Below are 17,467 nucleotides of genomic sequence, written 5' to 3'. Positions count from 1 at the left end.
CGCGGGGCCCGGCCTCTCCGCGCCGCCCTGGCGGGGGCCCCCCGGCGCGGGCCCCCCCCCCCCCCCCGCCCCGGGGGGGGGGGGGCCCCCCCCCGCCTCGGTCATGGCGGCGAGATTGTGCCGGACGCCGTACGCGGTGGCCTCCAGGGCGGCCCGGTAGAGGTGCCCGCGGCCGTGCCGCAGCGTCAGGCCGTGGACCAGGCCCCGGGCGTCGGGGTCGAAGAGCGGGGTGCGCTCCCCCGCGAAGTACGGCAGCATCAGCAGCCCCTCGGCGCCGGGCGGCAACTCCCCTGCCTCCACCGTCAGTTGCTCGTACGATGCTCCGGTGAGGTCACGCAGCCAGCCGGTGACCGCGCCCGACGTCGCCATCCCGGCGGCCAGGCAGTACGTGCCGGGGAACGCGCCTGCCGTGCCCCACAGCTGCGGGCTGGTCAGCGGCTCGGGAAGGATGCCGACCAGGAACATCGTCGTCCCGTACATGAGCATCAGGTCACCGGGAGCGGCCACACCGACACCGGCCGCCTCGGCCCAGGCGTCGACCGTCCCCGCGACGACGGGGGTACCCGCGGGGAGGCCGGTCAGCGCCTCGGCTTCGGGCGTCACCGCCCCGACGACGTCAAAGGGCCAGACCAGTTCGGGCCATTGGAGGCCCGGGGCGATCTCCTCGCAGCGGTCGTCGAGCCAGGCCCGCGCGGCCAGGTCGTACAGCGGAGTGCACTGGCTCGCGGAGTGGTGGTCGAGGACGTACCGGCCGGTGAGTCGGTGCACGAGGTACGAACTGGCCATGTACCAGCGGCGGGTGGAGCCGTAGGCCGCCGGTTCGTGGCGGCGCAGCCATGCCAGCTTCGGGCCGATCGCCTGGCTGGTCAGGGGCGATCCGCAGCGGCGGATGATCTCGTCGGGGCCGTAGCGCTCGTTCTGTTCGGCGATCTCGGCCCCCGCCCGGGTGTCGACGCCGTACAGGATGGCCGGGCGGACCGGCGTGTCCTTCTCGTCGACGGGGAGCAGGCAGGGGCCGATGCCGCTGACGCCGACCGCGGCGAGGGCCTCGCCCGCGGGCATCCCGGCGACCAGCTCCCGCGCCAGCGACCGGAAATCGGCCCACCACACGGTCTGCGCGTCGTGCTCGAACCAGCCGGGACGCGGCGTGGACGTCGGGTGCTCGCGCTGCGCCTGGGCGACGAGCGTGCCGTCGGGGCGGACGAGGACGCCCTTGGAGGAGGACGTCCCGATGTCGACGCCGAGCAGGAGACCGGTGCGGGGCGCGGTGCGGGGCGCGGTGGCGGAGGTCATGGCTAGGGGATGCTACGGGACGATCGAGTCCACGTAACCGCCGTCGACCCGGATCGCGCCGCCCGTCGTGGCGGAGGCCAGCGGTGAGCTGAGGTAGACCACCATGTGCGCGATCTCCTCGGGCTCGATGAGCCGCTGGATCAGGGACTGCGGGCGGTGCTTGACCATGAACTCCCGCTGCGCCTCGTCCCAGGGCAGCGCGGAGTCGACCAGCTCGTACACGAAGTCCTCCACGCCGCCGGTGTGCGTGGGGCCCGCGATCACGGAGTTGACGGTCACGCCCGACCCGGCGGCCTCCTTCGCGAAGCCTCGGGAGACGGCGAGGAGCGCGGTCTTCGACATGCCGTAGTGGATCATCTCGGCGGGGACGACGATCGCCGAGTCGCTGGCGATGTTCTGGATCCGCCCCCAGGAGCGGTCCTTCATCCCGGGCAGATAGTGCCGGATCATGCGGACGGCGGTCAGTACGTTGACCTCGAAGTAGCGGCGCCATTCGTCGTCGCTGATGCCGAGGGCGGGCTCCGCGCCGAAGATGCCGAGGTTGTTGATGAGGATGTCCACCTGGGGGACGGCCTCGAAGACCTGCGCGGCGCCTTCGTCGGTGGAGATGTCACCGGGGGCCCGGAGGAATTCGGCTGCGCCGTGCTCCCCCTTCAGCCGGTCGACGGCCTTGTCGACGGAGGCCGCGGACCGTCCGTTGACGGCCACCCGGGCACCCGCCTTGGCCAGGCCGACCGCGATGGCCGACCCGATTCCCTGGGTCGATCCGGTGACGAGGGCGGTCTTGCCGGAGAGATCGACGAGCATGCTGCGTACCTCCTGCTGTGGTGCGACTGGATGGGCCCGTGCGTGTGCGTGGGCCCCGCCTTGTCCCCCGGTGTCCAGTAGATCATTCCGAGGGGATCGGCGGGTTCGGCCGGCCTAGCCGGGTCGGTCGGCTCGGCCGGCTCGGCCGCTCAGGCGGCGAGCGTCTGCTTCAGGGCGGCGAGGCCGTCGCTGAAGATGCCGTGGAACAGGGCGACGACCTCGTCGTCGCCGACGCCCACCGGCGTGAAGACGCCCGACCACTCCACGCGGGAGGCGTCCTGTCCGGGCACCTCGTGGACCGAGAGCGTGGCCACGTAGTCGGTGGCGGGGAAGGGAGCCTTGAGGATCGAGTAGCTGTAGGTGCGCGCCCTGTCGTCGAACGTCAGGAGGCGCTCGACGATGACGCCGCCGTCCTCACTCGTCAGGCTGCGCACGCGGCCGCCCTCGCTGGATTCGCTGGAGGGGATGTACGGAAGCCAGTCGGGCAGCGAGTCGAAGCCGCCGATGAGCTGCCAGACGCGGTCGGCCGGTACGGGGATCTCGATGGACGCGGAGGTGGAGGCCACGGTTTCTCCTTGAGGGGTACGGGTGAGGGGCGGGGGCGGTCGGCGGTCAGGCGGTGGGCACCGGCGCGTCGGCGGCGATGAGCCGCTCCGCGCGCAGGTCGCTCCAGAATGCGGCCGGGACCTTCTCGCCGAGCGCGGCGACGTCCTCGGCGATGCGGCTCGGCTTGGTGGCTCCGGGGATCGCCGCCACCGTCGCCGGGTGGGCGAGGGAGAACTGCAGGGCGGCGGCCTTGATGCCGACTCCGTGCCGCTCGGCGAGCGCCTTGATGCGCTCGACCTTGGCGATGATCTCCGCGGGCGCCTTCTGGTACTCGAAGTGCTGGCCGCCCGCGAGGATGCCGGAGCTGTAGGGACCGCCCACGACGATGTCGACGCCCTGGGCCTCGGCGGCGGGCAGCAGGCGCTGGAGGGCGCGGTCGTGGTCGAGGAGGGTGTAGCGGCCCGCGAGGAGGAACGCGTCGGGCTTCGGCTCGTCCAGGTCGAGGGTGAGTTCGAGCGGCTCCACACGGTTGACGCCCAGGCCCCAGGCCTTGATGACACCCTCGTCGCGCAGCCGGTCCAGGGTGCGGAAGGCGCCCGTACGGGCCGTCTCATAGGCGGCAAGCCATTCGTCGCCGTAGAAGTCCTGCGCGACATCGTGCACCCACACGACGTCGAGCCGGTCCGTCCTGAGCCTCTTCAGGCTGTCCTCGATGGAGCGCAGGGTGGCGTCGGCCGTGTAGTCGTTGACCATCTTGTTCGGGCGGCCGTGCTCGAAGAGGCCGCCCTTCTCGCCGAGGTCGCGTGCGGCGGGGTCCTCGACCTCGTCGAGGATGACGCGGCCGACCTTCGTGCTCAGGACGTAGTCGTCGCGGGGGTGGCCCGCCAGGACGTCGCCGAGCCGGATCTCGGAGAGGCCCGCCCCGTAGAAGGGGGCGGTGTCGAAGTAGCGGATGCCCTGGTCCCAGGCGGCCTCGACGGTGGCCGCGGCCTCCTCGTCGGGGATGGCACGGAACATGTTGCCGAGCGGGGCGGTGCCGAAGCCGAGCGCTCCGGGGAGTAGGGACTTGATGCTCATGGGGTCCTCGCGATGGTGGATTTCCAGCGGTTCTGGCGTTTCTGGCGTTTCTGGCAGTTCGCGTGGTGATCGGGTGATCCGTCGGACTGACGAGTTCGAGGTTAGGATCGATGCTTGAGACTGTCCAAGACTCGCTTGGACACACTTGAGTCCTTCGAGGTCTTACATGCTTGACCTGCGACAACTCCGCTATTTCGTGGCCGTCGCCGAGACGGAACACGTCGGCAGGGCCGCGGAGGCGCTGCACATCTCCCAGTCGCCGCTCAGCCGCCAGATCGCCCAGCTGGAGAAACAGCTCGGCCTGGTCATGTTCGAGCGCAGCCAGCAGCGCATCCGCCTCACCCCCGACGGCAAGGTCTTCCTGAGCGAGGCCCGCGCCCTGCTGCGGCACGCGGACCGGCTGGAGAACCTCGGGCGCAGGCTCGGCCGCGGCGAGGAGGGCGGCCTGTGCATCGGGTACGTGGGCGACGCCATGCACACCGGCGTCCTGCCGGGCGCGCTGCGCACCCTCCAGGAGGAGCGCCCCGGGATCCACGTCGCCCTCTACAGCCTCTCCACGGCGGAGCAGTTCGAGGGCCTGCGCCAGCGCAGCCTCGACATCGCGCTCGTCCAGGAACCGCCGGCGAAGGACGATCCGGATCTTCTGGCGGCGCCCCTTCTGGAGGACCCGCTGCTGCTTGCGCTCCCGGCGGCCCATCCGCTCGCCGCCCAGGCCGAGTTGACGCCGGGCGACCTGGACGGCCAGGCGTGGATCGCGGTGGAGAACTCCCAGGACCCGGCCTGGCGTGACACCTTCCTCGCCTCGTGCGTCGCGTCCGGCTTCACCCCGGACATCCGCCTGGACGCGGCGGAACCGCTCACCGCGCTCGGGCTCGTCGCCTCGGGCCTGGGCCTCGCGCTCATCCAGAAGAGCATGGTGCGGGGCACCACGGACGGAGTCGCCGTACGCGAACTGCCCTGGCACAAGGCCTCCGTTCACCTGTGGGCGGCCTGGCACGGCATCGATCTGCGGCCCGTGGTGGCGTCCTTCCGCGAGACGGTCCTGGCGGGCGGCGAGATCGACTGACGAGCGCCGTCCGGCACCGGCCCGCTCACCGCCAGTACGACCTGCGCAGCGAGGACTTGGCCAGCTTTCCGGTGGGTGTGCGGGGCAGTGAATCCGCGAAGTCCACGGAGCGCGGCGCCTTGTAGTGGGCGATGCGCCGTCGCACGAACTCGACCAGCTCACGCTCCAGTTCGGGCCCGGCGGCCACCCCGTCGGCCGGCTGCACCACCGCCTTGACCGCCTCGCCCATCTCCGCGTCCGGCACCCCGATCACCGCGACGTCCGCGACCGCCGGATGCAGCACGAGGCAGTCCTCGGCCTCCTGCGGGTAGACGTTCACACCACCCGAGATGATCATGAATGCCTTGCGGTCGGTGAGGAAGAGATAGCCGTCGTCGTCCACGTGCCCGATGTCCCCGGTGGTGGTCCAGTTCGGGTGCTCGGGGTGCCGGCCCTCGCGGGTGCGGGTGTCGTCGTTGTGGTAGCGGAAGGAGACCTCCTCGCGCTCGAAGTAGACGGTGCCGGTCTCGCCGCTCGGCAGCAGCCCGCCCGCCTCGTCGCAGATCCGCAGCTCCCCGAGGAACCCGTCCTTGCCCACGGAGCCGGGCTTGCGCAGCCATTCCTCGGGCGAGATGAACGTGATGCCGTTGCCCTCGGTCGAGGAGTAGTACTCGTAGAGGATGGGCCCCCACCACTCCAGCATCCGCTGCTTGACCTCGACGGCGCAGGGCGCCGCCGCGTGAATGGCGGTCGTCATCGAGGACAGGTCGTAGCGTTCGCGCACCTCGGCGGGCAGCTTCAGCATCCGTACGAACATGGTCGGCACCCACTGGCTGTGCGTGACGCGGTGGCGTTCGACGGCCGCGAGGGCGCCTTCCGCGTCGAAGGCGTCCATGAGGACGACCGTGCCGCCGAGCGCCGTGACGACTCCGCAGAAGCGCAGGGGCGCCGCGTGGTAGATCGGAGCGGGCGAGAGGTAGACGGTGTCCTCACCGAAGCCGTACATGGCCTGGAAGATCAGTACGTAGGCGCTCGGCTCCTCGCGCACGTCACCCTCGGGCAGCGCGGGCTTGATGCCCTTGGGACGGCCCGTGGTGCCCGAGGAGTAGAGCATGTCGATGCCGCGCGGCTGGTGGGCGGGTGGCGCGGGCGACGCGGCCTCCAGGGCCTTCTCGTACGTTCCGTCGTCGAGGCCGAGTCGGATAGGCGGGCCGCCCGCCAACTCCATGACCGCGGCGCCCAGTTCGGTGAGCGAGCCGGAGACGATGAGCGCCTTCGCCCCGCAGTCACGGACGATGTAGGCGGCCTCGTCCGGCGAGAGATGGTGATTGACGGCCGTGAGATAGAGACCGGAACGCAGCGCCGCCCAGTAGACCTCCAGGGCGCGCGGGTCGTTGTCGCCGAGCAGGGCGAAGTGGTCGCCCCGACGCAAGCCCGCGGCCCGCAGATGATCCGCGAGCCGCAGGGAGCGTTCTTCGAGCTGTCCGTAGGTGAGGGTCTTGGTGCCGTCGGCGGTGACGACGGCCGTCCTGGCGGGGTCGTACGCTCCCGGATGCATGCGGGCGACGGTAGTGCCCCGAAGGGGCGCGGGGAACGGCGCGATCAGCCACGAACGGCCCGCGGATCACGACGCCCCCGCCCGGCGCCTAGCGGCTCACCTTCCTCGTGGCCCGCAACCACTCCTTGTTCATCGCCGAGATGGAAGGCAGCGGGATGCCCTTGGGACAGGCAGTGGCGCAGGCGCCGGTGAGCGTGCAGCCGCCGAAGCCTTCCTCGTCCATCTGCGCGACCATGTCGAGCACTCGCGTCTCGCGCTCGGGTGCGCCCTGCGGCAGCACGCCCAGGTGGTTGACCTTGGCCGAGGTGAACAGCATCGCCGAGCCGTTGGGACAGGCCGCCACGCATGCCCCGCAGCCGATGCACTCCGCGTGCTCGAAGGCGAAGTCCGCGTCCGGCTTGGGCACCGGGGCCGCGTGCGCCTCGGGGGCCGCGCCGGTGGGGGCGCTGATGTAGCCGCCGGACTGGATGATCCGGTCGAAGGACGAGCGGTCCACGACCAGGTCCTTGACGACCGGGAAGGCGGCGGCGCGCCACGGCTCGACGTCGATCGTGTCGCCGTCCTGGAAGGACCGCATGTGCAGCTGGCAGGTGGTGGTGCGCTCGGGGCCGTGTGCGTCGCCGTTGATGACCAGCGAGCAGGCGCCGCAGATGCCCTCGCGGCAGTCGTGGTCGAAGGCGACGGGGTCCTCTCCCTTGAGGATGAGCTCCTCGTTGAGGGTGTCCAGCATCTCCAGGAAGGACATGTCCTGGGAGATCTTGTCGACCTCGTAGGTGGACATGGCGCCGGGGGCGTCGGTGTTCTGCTGGCGCCAGACGCGCAGGGTGAGCTTCATGCGTAGCTCCGCTGAGTGGGGTGGACGTACTCGAAGACGAGGTCTTCCTTGTGCAGGACGGGGGCGTCGCCGGTGGCGGTGAACTCCCAGGCGGCCGCGTAGGAGAACTCCTCGTCGCGGCGGGCCGCCTCGCCCTCGGGGGTCTGGGACTCCTCGCGGAAGTGCCCGCCGCAGGACTCGGCGCGGTGCAGGGCGTCGAGGCACATCAGCTCGGCCAGCTCCAGGTAGTCGACGATGCGGTTCGCCTTCTCCAGGGACTGGTTGAACTCCTCCCCCGTGCCGGGCACCTTGATCCGGCGCCAGAACTCCTCGCGGATCTGCGGGATGCGCTCCAGGGCCTTGCGCAGACCGGTCTCGGTGCGGGCCATGCCGCAGAACTCCCACATCACCTCGCCCAGTTCGCGGTGGAAGGAGTCCGGGGTCCGGTCGCCGTCCACCGCGAGCAGCTTGGTGATCCGCTCCGCTGTCTCGTCCAACACCTCCCGTACGACGGGGTGTTCGTCGGAGACCTCGTCGTGGTGCGGATGGCGCGCGAGGTAGTCGTTGATCGTGGAGGGCAGCACGAAGTAGCCGTCCGCCAGGCCCTGCATCAGGGCGGAGGCGCCGAGCCGGTTCGCACCGTGGTCGGAGAAGTTGGCCTCGCCGATCGCGAACAGGCCGGGGACGGTGGTCTGGAGGTCGTAGTCGACCCAGAGACCGCCCATCGTGTAGTGCACGGCGGGGTAGATCCGCATCGGGGTGCGATAGGGATCCTCGTCGGTGATCCGCGCGTACATGTCGAAGAGGTTGCCGTACTTGGCCTCCACCGCCTTCTGGCCCATCCGCGCGATCGCGTCGGCGAAGTCCAGGTAGACACCCTGCCCGCCGGGGCCCACCCCACGGCCCTCGTCGCATACGTTCTTGGCCGCGCGCGAGGCGATGTCGCGGGGCACCAGGTTGCCGAAGGCGGGGTAGATGCGCTCCAGGTAGTAGTCGCGCTCCTCCTCGGGGATCTCGTTCGCGGGCCGGTCGTCGCCGTGCGCCTTGGGGACCCAGATCCGGCCGTCGTTGCGCAGCGACTCACTCATCAGCGTCAGCTTGGACTGGTGGTCGCCGGTACGCGGAATGCACGTCGGGTGGATCTGCGTGAAGCAGGGGTTGGCGAAGTAGGCGCCGCGCCGGTGGGCCCGCCACACCGCCGTGGCATTGGAGTTCATGGCGTTCGTCGACAGGTAGAAGACGTTGCCGTAGCCGCCGGAGGCCAGGACCACCGCGTCGGCGAAGTACGTCTCGATCTTGCCGGTGATCAGATCGCGGGCCACGATGCCGCGGGCCCGCCCGTCCACCACGATGACGTCCAGCATCTCGGTGCGCGGGTGCATCTCCACGTTGCCCGCGGCGATCTGCCGCGAGAGCGCCTGATAGGCGCCGAGCAGCAGCTGCTGGCCCGTCTGGCCGCGGGCGTAGAACGTCCGCGAGACCTGCACCCCGCCGAAGGAGCGGGTGTCGAGCAGGCCGCCGTACTCGCGCGCGAAGGGCACGCCCTGGGCGACACACTGGTCGATGATCTCCACCGAGATCTGCGCGAGGCGGTGGACGTTGGACTCGCGGGCCCGGAAGTCGCCGCCCTTGACCGTGTCGTAGAAGAGGCGGTGCACGGAGTCGCCGTCGTTGCGGTAGTTCTTCGCGGCGTTGATGCCACCCTGCGCGGCGATCGAGTGCGCACGGCGCGGCGAGTCCTGATAGCAGAACTGCACGACGTGGTAGCCCTGTTCGGCCAGTGTGGCGCCCGCGGAACCGCCCGCGAGGCCGGTGCCGACGACGATCACGGTGTGCTTGCGGCGGTTGGCGGGGTTGACCAGCTTGGCCTCGAAGCGGCGGGTGTCCCAGCGCTCGGTGACGGGACCGGCCGGGGCCTTGCCGTCCACGACGGGCTCGCCGACCTCGTACTCGGCATAGGAGTTCATCTAGCTCACCACTCCAGTCATGACGGCGATGGGTACGACGACGAAGCCCGCCGTCAGGACCAGCGCGAGGCCGTTGGCGATGGTCTTGAGGGCGCGGTCACGGGTCGCCTTGCCCGCGCCGAGCGTCTGCGCGGCGCTCCAGAGCCCGTGGCGGACGTGGAAGCCGAGGGCGACGACGGCGACGATGTAGATGACGTTGCCGTACCACGTGGAGAACGTGTCGATGATGTTCTGGTACGGGTGCAGGTGCTCGTAGCCGCCCGGGTGCACGGTGCCGGTCGTCAGGTCGAGGATGTGCCAGACGATGAACAGGGCGAGGATGATCCCGCCCCAGCGCATCGTGCGCGTGGCGAAGCTCGACCCCGCCTTCTTGTGCACGTACTTGGTGGGGCGTGCCTTGATGTCGCGGCGGCTCAGCTGGTAGGCGGAGGTGGCGTGCGCGATCACGGCGGCCACGAGGACGACACGGATCAGCCAGAGCGTCCACTCGTAGTGCATGAAGGGCTCGCCGACCGTGCGCAGCCAGTGGGCGTAGTGATTGAGCTCCTCCGGCCCGAAGAAGATCTTCAGGTTTCCGATCATGTGGGCGATCAGGTAGAGCAGCATGATCAGGCCGCTCACGGCCATCACTGTCTTCTTGCCGACGGACGAGTCCCAGATCGTGCGCGCCATCGACGACCGTTTTCGGTCCGTCCGCGTTGCCAGAGCCATGGGACCGACGCTAAGGCCGAAGGTCCCGATCGGTCCAAGAGATGGATCAGCTCATCTCGATAGCGTATGGCTATCATCGGCCGTACCCTGCCCTGTATGCAGTTCCAGCAGCTCCTCTACTTCGTCGCCGTGGCCGAGACCAGGCATTTCACCCGGGCCGCCGAGCAGGTGCACGTCTCGCAGCCCTCACTCTCCCAGCAGGTCCGCGCCCTGGAGAAGGAGCTGGGCGCCGAACTGTTCAGCAGGGCCCGGGGCAACATCGCGCTGACCGACGCGGGCGAGGCACTGCTCCCGCTCGCCCGGCGGATCCTCGCGGACGCCGACACCGCCCGCATCGAGGTCCAGGAGCTGGCCCAGCTGCGGCGCGGCCGGATCCGCCTGGGAGCGACGCCCAGCGTCTGCACCGGCCTGCTGCCCGATGTGCTCCGCGCCTTCCACGACCGGCACCCCGGCATCCAGCTGCTCCTCGAAGAAGGCGGCTCCCACGACCTCGTACGGGAGCTGGCGCGCGGCGCCCTGGATCTGGCCATCGTCGTGCTGCCGCTGCCCAGCCCGTCGCCCGCGCTGACCACCGTCGAGCTGCTCCGTGAGGACCTGGTCGTGGTGTCGGCGCCGGACGCCCGGAAGTTCGGCGGCAAGGCGGTACGGGTGGCCGACCTCGAGCGCGAGCGCCTTGTGATGTTCCGGCACGGCTATGACCTGCGGGAACTGACGGTGGCCGCCTGCCGGGCCGAGGGGTTCGAGCCGGAGTTCGCGGTCGAGGGCGGCGAGATGGACGCGGTGCTCGGCTTCGTGCGGGCCGGGCTGGGGGTCGCGGTCGTGCCGCGCATGGTGGCCGAGCGGGCGGGGCGCGGCCTGCGGATGACGCCCCTCGCCCGGCCTTCCCTGCACCGCACGATCGCCCTCGCCCACCGGAGCGACGTGGCTCCGCCACGGGCCGCGCGGGAGCTTCAGCGGATGCTGCTGGAGCGGTGAGGGTCATGTGGCGCCCGCGGGCCGGTGGGGGCTGAGCGCATAGTTCCCCGCGCCGGTGGGGGCTGAGCGCGCAGTTCCGCGAGCCGGTGAGGGCTGAGCGCGCAGTTCCGCGAGCCGGTGAGGGCTGAGCGCGCAGTTCCGCGCGCCCCTTACGGGGCCGCGGGCAAGCCCCCGGTTTCAGGGTCCCTGATCGTCAGGCAGTACGTGCCGCCCGCAGGATCCCGCATCACGATCCAGTGCGGCCCCCGCCACACCGTCTCGGCGCCGAAACCTCCATGCCGGATGCGGTCCGCTTCGAGGTCGGAGCAGGAGAAGTCCAGATGGGCCCCGGCGGGCCCGGCCGTGTCGAGGCGCTGGAGCAGGATCCGGACCGGCAGCCGGTCGGCCGGCTCGACGAGGTGGAACTCCGGCCGTGAACCCGGGCGGTCGGACCACCCCGTGAACGCCGGCCAGAACGCCTTCTCCGCGTCGAACACCGCAGGCGGCACGTCCAGGCACACCTGGTCGAGGCGGCTGGTGGTCCCGTCCGGAGCGACGAGCGGCCCGGGACGGAGCTTCTCGCCCTCCCACGCCACCACGCAGAACAGCTGCCCGCCCGGAGAGCGCAGGACCTCCAGGCCCTCCTCCGCGAAGACCGGGGTGGCCCCGAGCGCGCGGGCCTCGCGCGCCTTGGCGACGACGTCGGCCACGGCGAAGTCGAGGTGCGCGCCGCCGGGTCCATCGACCGCCTGCGCCTTCACGAAGGCGTCGGAGCCGTCCGGCAGCAGCGTCACGAACTGGTCGTCCTCGCCACGGAACGCGGAGAGCCGCGTCCCGGTGACCGCCGCCCAGAAGGCGTGGGCCTGCGCGAACCGGTCCTTGGGCCGGTCCACGAAGGCGTACACCCACTGGATCTCTCCGGAGGACATCCGTGCTCCTCAGCTCGTCGCGTCGGCGAGCGCCAGCTCGTGCAGCTGGTCCGGCGGGCCCGGCCGTGCGTAGTACCAGCCCTGCGCCGTGTCGCAGCCCAACTCTCGCAGCTGATCCGCCTGCGCGCCCGTCTCGACGCCCTCGACGGTGACCGCGAGGTCCAGGCTGTGGGCGAGCGCGACGATCCCCTCGACGATCTTCAGGTCGACGGGGTCGGCCGGGAAGTGCTGCATGCCCTGCGTGAAGGAGCGGTCCAGCTTGAGGATGCTCACCGGCAGGCGGCGCAGGTTGGCGAGGTTCGAGTAGCCCGTGCCGAAGTCGTCGAGCGCTATGTCCACGCCCATCTCGGCGAGCCGCCGCAGCGGCTTCAGCAGGTCGTCGTCCGCGCCGATCAGCGCGGACTCGGTCACCTCCAGGCACAGGGCGCCCGGTTCCAGCCCGGCGCGCTCCAGGATCTCCACCGTGTCCGAGACCAGGCCGGGGTGGGTCAGCTGCATGGGCGAGAGGTTCACGTTCACGCGCAGCGGCCCGGCGTCCTTGTGCCGCGCCTCCCAGGTACGGGCCTGGCGGACCGATTCCTCGAGGACCCAGCGGCCGAGCGGCACGATCAGACCGGTGTGCTCGGCGAGCGGGATGAACCGGTCCGGGCCGATGATGCCGTGCTGCGGGTGCAGCCACCGCACCAGCGCCTCCGCACCGCGCACACTGCCGTCGCCGAGGTGCACCAGCGGCTGGTACTCGATGAAGAACTCGCCGCGCTCCAGGGCGGCGGGCAGCGCGGTGGTCAGGCCGTGCCGGGTGATGGCGCGGGCGTCGGCCTCGGGGTCGGCGAGCTCGAAGCGGTTGCCGCCCGCGGACTTCGCGCGGTACATCGTGATGTCCGCGCTGCGCAGCACCTCCGCCGCGTTGCGCTCCCCCGCCGGGCCCTCGACGATGCCGATGCTGCCGCGCACGGTCAGTTCACGGCCCTCGACGCGGATCGGCGTGGAGAGCGCGTGCATGATGCGTCCGGCGAGGTCGTCCACCTCGGCCTCGGTCTCGCGGCCGGTGGTCAGCGCCACGAACTCGTCGCCGCCGAGCCGCGCGACCATCTCGCCGGGCGCGGTGGCGCAGGACTGGAGCCGGTCGGCGACCTCGACGAGGAGCCGGTCGCCCGCCGCGTGCCCGAGGCTGTCGTTGACGGTCTTGAAGCCGTCGAGGTCGAGGTAGCAGAGCCCGAACCGCGCCCCGTCGCCCGCCGCGAGGGCCTTCTCCAGGCGCTCGAAGAACAGCGTGCGGTTCGGCAGGCCGGTGAGGGCGTCGTGCGTGGCCTCGTAGCGAAGGCGCAGATTGAGCAGCCGGCGCTCGGTGGTGTCCTCCATCAACGCCAGTTGGTACTGCGGCACCCCGTCCGCGTCACGCAGCAGCGAGACGGTCAGATTGGTCCACAGGACGGTGCCGTCGGGCCGGTAGAAGGCCTTCTCCACGCGGTAGTGCTCGCGCTCCCCGCGCACCAACTCCTGGTAGAGCTTCCACACATGGGGTGAGTCGTCGGGGTGCGTCCACTCCGCGACGTTGCGTCCGCGCAACTGGTTGTCCAGGCCGCCGAACATGCGGATCAGCGCCTCGTTCACCTCCAGGACCGTGCCCGTGAGGTCGGCGATGCCGATGCCGATCGCCGCGCCGTGGAAGACGGCACGGAAGCGCGCCTCGCTCGCGTGCAGGGCTTCGGCGACGGCGCTGCGGGCGTCCAGGGCGGCGTGGGATATCGCCTCCTGCTCGGCGCGGGTCCGCTCCCGCAGGGCGGCCGCGAAGCCCGCGGCCACGGCGTGCTGCAGGCGCGCGGACCGGGCCCGCAGCTCCTCCTGGGGGCCGTCGTCGCCGCAGTACAGGACCAGGTAGGCGTCCACGCAGTCGAGCGTGCGGCTCAACGCCTCGGGGTCGGTGCAGTGCGTGCCCACGAGCGCGGCGCCGATCGCCTGCCCCTCGGCCGCCTCGAGCATCCGCTCGTGCAGCGCGGCACGCAACCTCCGGGCCAGCGGCACCAGTTGCAGCTCGAACTCGGGACGGGTCAGCGACGTCGCCGTCACCGGGAAGATGGCGCGGCTCCAGATGGTGGCGAACCTGCGCACTCTGCCCTCGGGCCCGTCCGGTTCCCCGCTCATGCCCTGCGCCCCACGCCGGCGAACCCGGAGAAGGTATACGGATCCTCCTCCTCGGGCGCGGTGTCGGGCCGCCAGCGCGGCATCGGCACGAGGCCGGGTTCCACCATGTCGTATCCCTCGAAGAACCGCGCGATCTCTTCGCGCGAGCGCATGATCAGTGGATTGCGGATGTCCTTGTAGACGCCGACGACCTGACCGGCCTGCTCGGCGGGGATCGGCATCCCTTCGTACGAGGCGTGCGTGAGGGCGATCACGCTGCCGGGCGCCAGGGCGTCCCGCAGTTCGGCGACCGCTGTGTAGGGATCGTACGCGTCCTCCACGAAATGCAGGACGGCCACGAGAAGAAGAGCCACCGGGCGGTCCAGGTCGAGCAGTCCGTTGACCTCCGAACTGCCCAGAATGTCCCGTGGTTTGCGCAGATCCCCCGCGACGGCCGTCGCCCTCTCGTCACCTTCGAGCACGGCCCGCCCGTGCGCGACGGCCACCGCGTCGTGGTCGACGTACACCACGCGGGCATCCGGGTGTTCCTGCTGTGCGATCTCGTGGACGTTGCCGAAGGTGGGGATGCCCGAACCGATGTCGAGGAACTGGGTGATGCCCTCCTCCACGGCGAATCGCACCGCTCGGCGCATGAAGGCACGATTCGCCTGCATGATCTTGGGCAGCCCCGGCATGAACTCCATGGCCCGGCGGGCTGCGTCCCGGTCGACCTCGAAGTTGTGCGAACCGCCCAGGTAGTAGTCGTAGATGCGGGACACACTGGGCATCGTGATGTCGATGCCCTGCGGGGCCCAGGCGGGACGCTCCATCAGGACTCCAAGTCGTAGGCGAGGCGGGCCGGTGTTCGAAGTGAGGCTACTGATCGTCCGCCAAGGGAGCGAGTCAAAACGGAAATTGGCCGTCCGTTCTCGGTCACTGCCTGTGGCAAGTGCCGAATATCAACCCAAAAAACCGGTCCGTTCCTTTCCCCCGGAGGGGAAGGAACGGACCGGTGGACCGTACGCGCGGTACTTCCGACGGGGCCCGCTTTCTACTTCGGTACGCCGACGGGCTTTCCGTCCGGCCCGGCTGCGTACCAAGTGCCGCCCACGCCCTGACCGTTGGTGTCACCGGCCTTCTTGTCGCCGGAGAACGTATACATCGGCCAGCAGTCGATCGTCTGCTGCTGCTGTCCGTCGGGGCGGTCGAAGACGACGAAGCCCTTCTTGAGAATTCCCTTGGTGTCGTTCTTCTGGACGGGCGGAACGACCGGCCACTTCTCCAGGCAGGCGCCGGTGCACGCGGACTTCATCGGCCAGGCGGAGTCCTTCGTGAAGCGGTAGACGGTCATGCCGTTCTTGTCGACGACGATCTCCCCGAGCTTGGGGTCCTTGCGGGTGGAGAGCCCTGCCGGGTCGACGGGGGCCGTCTCGGCGGGGGGCTCGGCCTCGGCGGCGGGCGCGGCCTTCTTGCCGTCGGGGGCCGCTGCGTACCAAGTGCCGCCCACGCCCTGGCCCTTGGCGTCACCGGCCTTGGCGTCCTTGGCGTACCGGTACATCGGCCAGCCGTCGATGGTCAGCTGCTTGCTGCCGTCGGTCCTGGTGACCTCGCCGAGCAGGGACTTGTCGACGCCGGGAGGGGCGGCGGCGCCCTCGGGCGAGGCGACGGGCCAGGTGGTGGCGCAGGCGCCGTCACAGTTCGACTTGGGGGGCTCGGCCGTGTCCTTGTCGAAGCGGTAGAGCGTGTGGCCCTCGCTGTCGGTGACGACCTTGCCGAGCTTCTTGCTGTCCCAGACGGCGAGCTGACCGGCGGCCTTCGCCTTCCCGGCGCCTTCCTTCGCGTCGCCCGTGTCGGCGCCGTACCCGTCGCTCCCCGCTCCGTAGCCGTCGTCCTTGGCCGGGGCCTGGTTGCCCACGTTCTGTCCGTTCGGCGACTGGTCCCCCTTTTCCTGACCGCACGCCGTCGTCAACGCCAGCATGGCCGCGGCTGTCGCTACGAGCGAGGCGCTCCGCCAGGCCCGGGAGGAATTCCCTGATGGATGCCGCATTGGTAACTCCCGCTGTCCCTTGGGTGTCGCGCCGCTGAGTGCGTCACGCATGGCCCTAGGTACGGGTGGGAACGGCTGGTGCGTTCAACCCGCGTCCAAATTCTTTTGTTCGTCAAGTTCGCGCCCGGCGTCTCCCCCCTTCGGGTCACAGGAGGGCGCCAACGGCGTGGCAGGGCGACAGGTTGCCGATGCTCCTTGTCGTGCAAGGATCATCGAGGGTCTCATCCGGCCTGGTCACACGATTACTGGCGCTTCTGGTGCTGGCCTGGCTGCTCGGTTCGCCGACGGCCGCCGCGGCATGGTTCACCGCGCCCGCGGACAACTGCGCCTACGCCTCGATCGGTGACGCTCCCGGCGGCGACACGGTGGCCGTCTCGGGCGACGGGGTGGTCTGCAGGGCGGGTCCCACACACCGCCCGAAGCCTCCGCCGCCTCCCCCGCCACCGCCGCCCCCACCGCCCGCTCCGGCTCCACCGCCACGCCCCGAGCCGCGGGCGCCGGAGCCGCCTCCCCCGCCGCCACCGCCGCCGCCCGCGCGCCCGGCTCCCGTCGAGCCCACGCCGGCCCCGCCACCGCCGCCACCGCCGCCGCCTCCTCCCAAGGCGAAGCCGAAGCCGACCCCCGCTCCCGCTCCCGCCCCCAAGATCGAGCCGAAACCGGTGAGTTACCCCTCGTACCGCGTCGCCCCGCGCAAAGCGCAGCCCCGCAGCGGCCCGTCCCTGGTCTCGCTCACCCTGCTCGTCACCGCGCCCGCGGTGCTCGCCGTCGCCGCGCTGCGGCCGCGCTGACCGTTGGAGATCCCATGTCGGAATGGCTTGTTCTCACCCTCGCGATGGCGGCCGCGTGCGGCGTCGTCCTTGTCGTCACCGTCCTTCGGCACCGCAGGACGACACCGGATTACGACCCTTCGGAGACTCCGGACGTCATCGAGTACATGACGATGATGATCGGCGTGGTGTACGCCATCGTCCTCGGCCTGGCCATCGCCGGCGTCTGGGAGGCGCGCAGCGTCGCCCAGGACCATGTGCACGCCGAGGCGCAGGCGTTGCACGAGGTGTCCGAGCGGGCGCGGGTCTATCCGACCGACGTCCGTGAGCGCATCCGCACGGACGTGCACACCTATGTCAGCCATGTCGTGACCACCGAGTGGGACGCGATGGCCGACCACGGCGAACTCACCGACCGCGGTACGCAACTGCTCACCCGCGTACGCCACGACGTCACCGACTACGAGCCCAAGTCCGACTTCGAGGCGCAGGCCTATCAGCCGCTCGTCGACGCGGTCGCGGCCGCGTCGGACGCGCGCAACTCCCGTGGCGACAGCGCCGGGGCCACCATGCCGGGTGTCGTCTGGTTCGGTCTGATCACCGGCGGCCTGGTCACCGTCGGCATGATCTTCGCCCTGCAGATCCGCCGCACCCCGCGCGAACTCATCCTCGCGGGTCTCTTCTCGGCCTTGATCGCCTTCCTGCTCTTCCTCATCTGGGACTTCGACGCCCCCTACAGCCGCGGCGTCGCGGCCACCCCTGAGCCGTTCCGCGCGCTCTTCGACAAGCTGGGCGGATGAGGCGGGAGGGGCGGTCGCACCCTGTTGC

At 70.7% G+C, this 17,467-nt stretch carries 16 protein-coding genes; 4 read left to right on the top strand and 12 right to left on the bottom strand.

Annotated elements, in window-relative coordinates; translation table 11 throughout:
- From ACFUPX_RS32905 to ACFUPX_RS32890, 4 genes are all read right to left on the bottom strand, one after another.
- On the bottom strand, nucleotides 1-1,293 hold a 1,293-nt coding region (locus ACFUPX_RS32905; protein WP_383331064.1), incomplete at its 3' end, for an FGGY-family carbohydrate kinase.
- 12 nt (nucleotides 1,294-1,305) lie between these two features.
- A complete protein-coding gene (locus ACFUPX_RS32900) occupies nucleotides 1,306-2,100 on the bottom strand; it encodes an SDR family NAD(P)-dependent oxidoreductase (RefSeq protein ID WP_383331061.1) in 795 nt (264 codons plus the stop codon).
- A 149-nt stretch (nucleotides 2,101-2,249) separates the two neighbouring features.
- Nucleotides 2,250-2,666: an SRPBCC family protein gene (locus tag ACFUPX_RS32895; RefSeq protein ID WP_383331058.1), complete on the bottom strand. Its 417-nt coding sequence runs from the start codon at nucleotides 2,664-2,666 to the stop codon at nucleotides 2,250-2,252.
- 46 nt (nucleotides 2,667-2,712) lie between these two features.
- Nucleotides 2,713-3,723, bottom strand: coding sequence for an aldo/keto reductase (locus ACFUPX_RS32890; RefSeq protein WP_383331055.1), 1,011 nt, complete (start codon nucleotides 3,721-3,723; stop codon nucleotides 2,713-2,715).
- A 166-nt stretch (nucleotides 3,724-3,889) separates the two neighbouring features.
- Between ACFUPX_RS32890 and ACFUPX_RS32885 the strand changes: the two genes are divergently transcribed.
- On the top strand, nucleotides 3,890-4,789 hold the full coding sequence (locus ACFUPX_RS32885; protein WP_383331052.1) for a LysR substrate-binding domain-containing protein: 900 nt from the start codon (nucleotides 3,890-3,892) through the stop codon (nucleotides 4,787-4,789).
- A 25-nt stretch (nucleotides 4,790-4,814) separates the two neighbouring features.
- On the opposite strand, the gene ACFUPX_RS32880 is transcribed toward ACFUPX_RS32885, so the two are convergent.
- The 4 genes from ACFUPX_RS32880 to ACFUPX_RS32865 form a co-directional block, all read right to left on the bottom strand.
- Nucleotides 4,815-6,326 carry an acyl-CoA synthetase gene (locus ACFUPX_RS32880; protein ID WP_383331049.1) on the bottom strand — a complete coding sequence of 504 codons (1,512 nt, stop codon included), beginning with the start codon at nucleotides 6,324-6,326 and terminating at the stop codon, nucleotides 4,815-4,817.
- A gap of 88 nt (nucleotides 6,327-6,414) precedes the next feature.
- A complete protein-coding gene (locus ACFUPX_RS32875; protein WP_383331046.1) occupies nucleotides 6,415-7,161 on the bottom strand; it encodes a succinate dehydrogenase/fumarate reductase iron-sulfur subunit in 747 nt (248 codons plus the stop codon).
- Entirely contained in the window at nucleotides 7,158-9,107 is a 1,950-nt protein-coding gene (locus ACFUPX_RS32870) for a fumarate reductase/succinate dehydrogenase flavoprotein subunit (RefSeq protein ID WP_383331044.1), read from the bottom strand. Before ACFUPX_RS32870 ends, ACFUPX_RS32875 begins: the two co-directional genes overlap by 4 nt.
- Nucleotides 9,108-9,779, bottom strand: coding sequence for a succinate dehydrogenase (locus tag ACFUPX_RS32865; protein ID WP_383331073.1), 672 nt, complete (start codon nucleotides 9,777-9,779; stop codon nucleotides 9,108-9,110).
- Between the two features lie 135 nt (nucleotides 9,780-9,914).
- Here ACFUPX_RS32865 and ACFUPX_RS32860 point away from each other — a divergent pair, with 135 nt between their 5' ends.
- Nucleotides 9,915-10,793, top strand: coding sequence for a LysR family transcriptional regulator (locus ACFUPX_RS32860; RefSeq protein WP_383331041.1), 879 nt, complete (start codon nucleotides 9,915-9,917; stop codon nucleotides 10,791-10,793).
- 149 nt (nucleotides 10,794-10,942) lie between these two features.
- Here the strand turns inward: ACFUPX_RS32860 and ACFUPX_RS32855 are convergent, their stop codons facing one another.
- From ACFUPX_RS32855 to ACFUPX_RS32840, 4 genes are all read right to left on the bottom strand, one after another.
- Nucleotides 10,943-11,701, bottom strand: a complete 759-nt coding sequence (locus ACFUPX_RS32855; protein ID WP_383331038.1) for a VOC family protein — start codon at nucleotides 11,699-11,701, stop codon at nucleotides 10,943-10,945.
- 9 nt (nucleotides 11,702-11,710) lie between these two features.
- A complete protein-coding gene (locus ACFUPX_RS32850; RefSeq protein WP_383331035.1) occupies nucleotides 11,711-13,846 on the bottom strand; it encodes a putative bifunctional diguanylate cyclase/phosphodiesterase in 2,136 nt (711 codons plus the stop codon).
- Complete coding sequence (locus ACFUPX_RS32845) at nucleotides 13,843-14,655, bottom strand: SAM-dependent methyltransferase (RefSeq protein WP_383331032.1); 813 nt, start codon at nucleotides 14,653-14,655, stop codon at nucleotides 13,843-13,845. Before ACFUPX_RS32845 ends, ACFUPX_RS32850 begins: the two co-directional genes overlap by 4 nt.
- 221 nt (nucleotides 14,656-14,876) lie before the next feature.
- The gene (locus ACFUPX_RS32840; protein ID WP_383331029.1) at nucleotides 14,877-15,872 is read right to left on the bottom strand and encodes an SCO0930 family lipoprotein; all 996 of its coding nucleotides are present in this window, start codon (nucleotides 15,870-15,872) and stop codon (nucleotides 14,877-14,879) included.
- 200 nt (nucleotides 15,873-16,072) lie between these two features.
- Here ACFUPX_RS32840 and ACFUPX_RS32835 point away from each other — a divergent pair, with 200 nt between their 5' ends.
- Both ACFUPX_RS32835 and ACFUPX_RS32830 read left to right on the top strand, forming a co-directional pair.
- On the top strand, nucleotides 16,073-16,660 hold the full coding sequence (locus ACFUPX_RS32835) for a hypothetical protein (RefSeq protein ID WP_383331026.1): 588 nt from the start codon (nucleotides 16,073-16,075) through the stop codon (nucleotides 16,658-16,660).
- 14 nt (nucleotides 16,661-16,674) lie between these two features.
- Nucleotides 16,675-17,439: a hypothetical protein gene (locus ACFUPX_RS32830; RefSeq protein WP_383331023.1), complete on the top strand. Its 765-nt coding sequence runs from the start codon at nucleotides 16,675-16,677 to the stop codon at nucleotides 17,437-17,439.
- Nucleotides 17,440-17,467: the final 28 nt, after the last annotated feature.

Source organism: Streptomyces sp. NPDC057302 (genome assembly GCF_042667685.1).
GTDB lineage: Bacteria > Actinomycetota > Actinomycetes > Streptomycetales > Streptomycetaceae > Streptomyces.
The sequence above is the reverse complement of the archived record's forward strand: the minus strand, read 5'-3'. Positions and strand labels throughout refer to the sequence as shown.

Bases quoted from the DNA above. Each gene is read 5' to 3' on its own strand.
- ACFUPX_RS32830 (WP_383331023.1), top strand. From the start codon at position 16,675: ATGTCGGAATGGCTTGTTCTCACCCTCGCGATGGCGGCCGCGTGCGGC.
- ACFUPX_RS32845 (WP_383331032.1), bottom strand. From the start codon at position 14,655: ATGGAGCGTCCCGCCTGGGCCCCGCAGGGCATCGACATCACGATGCCC.
- ACFUPX_RS32885 (WP_383331052.1), top strand. From the start codon at position 3,890: ATGCTTGACCTGCGACAACTCCGCTATTTCGTGGCCGTCGCCGAGACG.
- ACFUPX_RS32880 (WP_383331049.1), bottom strand. From the start codon at position 6,326: ATGCATCCGGGAGCGTACGACCCCGCCAGGACGGCCGTCGTCACCGCC.
- ACFUPX_RS32890 (WP_383331055.1), bottom strand. From the start codon at position 3,723: ATGAGCATCAAGTCCCTACTCCCCGGAGCGCTCGGCTTCGGCACCGCC.
- ACFUPX_RS32865 (WP_383331073.1), bottom strand. From the start codon at position 9,779: ATGGCGCGCACGATCTGGGACTCGTCCGTCGGCAAGAAGACAGTGATG.
- ACFUPX_RS32875 (WP_383331046.1), bottom strand. From the start codon at position 7,161: ATGAAGCTCACCCTGCGCGTCTGGCGCCAGCAGAACACCGACGCCCCC.
- ACFUPX_RS32850 (WP_383331035.1), bottom strand. From the start codon at position 13,846: ATGAGCGGGGAACCGGACGGGCCCGAGGGCAGAGTGCGCAGGTTCGCC.
- ACFUPX_RS32900 (WP_383331061.1), bottom strand. From the start codon at position 2,100: ATGCTCGTCGATCTCTCCGGCAAGACCGCCCTCGTCACCGGATCGACC.
- ACFUPX_RS32840 (WP_383331029.1), bottom strand. From the start codon at position 15,872: ATGCGGCATCCATCAGGGAATTCCTCCCGGGCCTGGCGGAGCGCCTCG.
- ACFUPX_RS32860 (WP_383331041.1), top strand. From the start codon at position 9,915: ATGCAGTTCCAGCAGCTCCTCTACTTCGTCGCCGTGGCCGAGACCAGG.
- ACFUPX_RS32855 (WP_383331038.1), bottom strand. From the start codon at position 11,701: ATGTCCTCCGGAGAGATCCAGTGGGTGTACGCCTTCGTGGACCGGCCC.
- ACFUPX_RS32870 (WP_383331044.1), bottom strand. From the start codon at position 9,107: ATGAACTCCTATGCCGAGTACGAGGTCGGCGAGCCCGTCGTGGACGGC.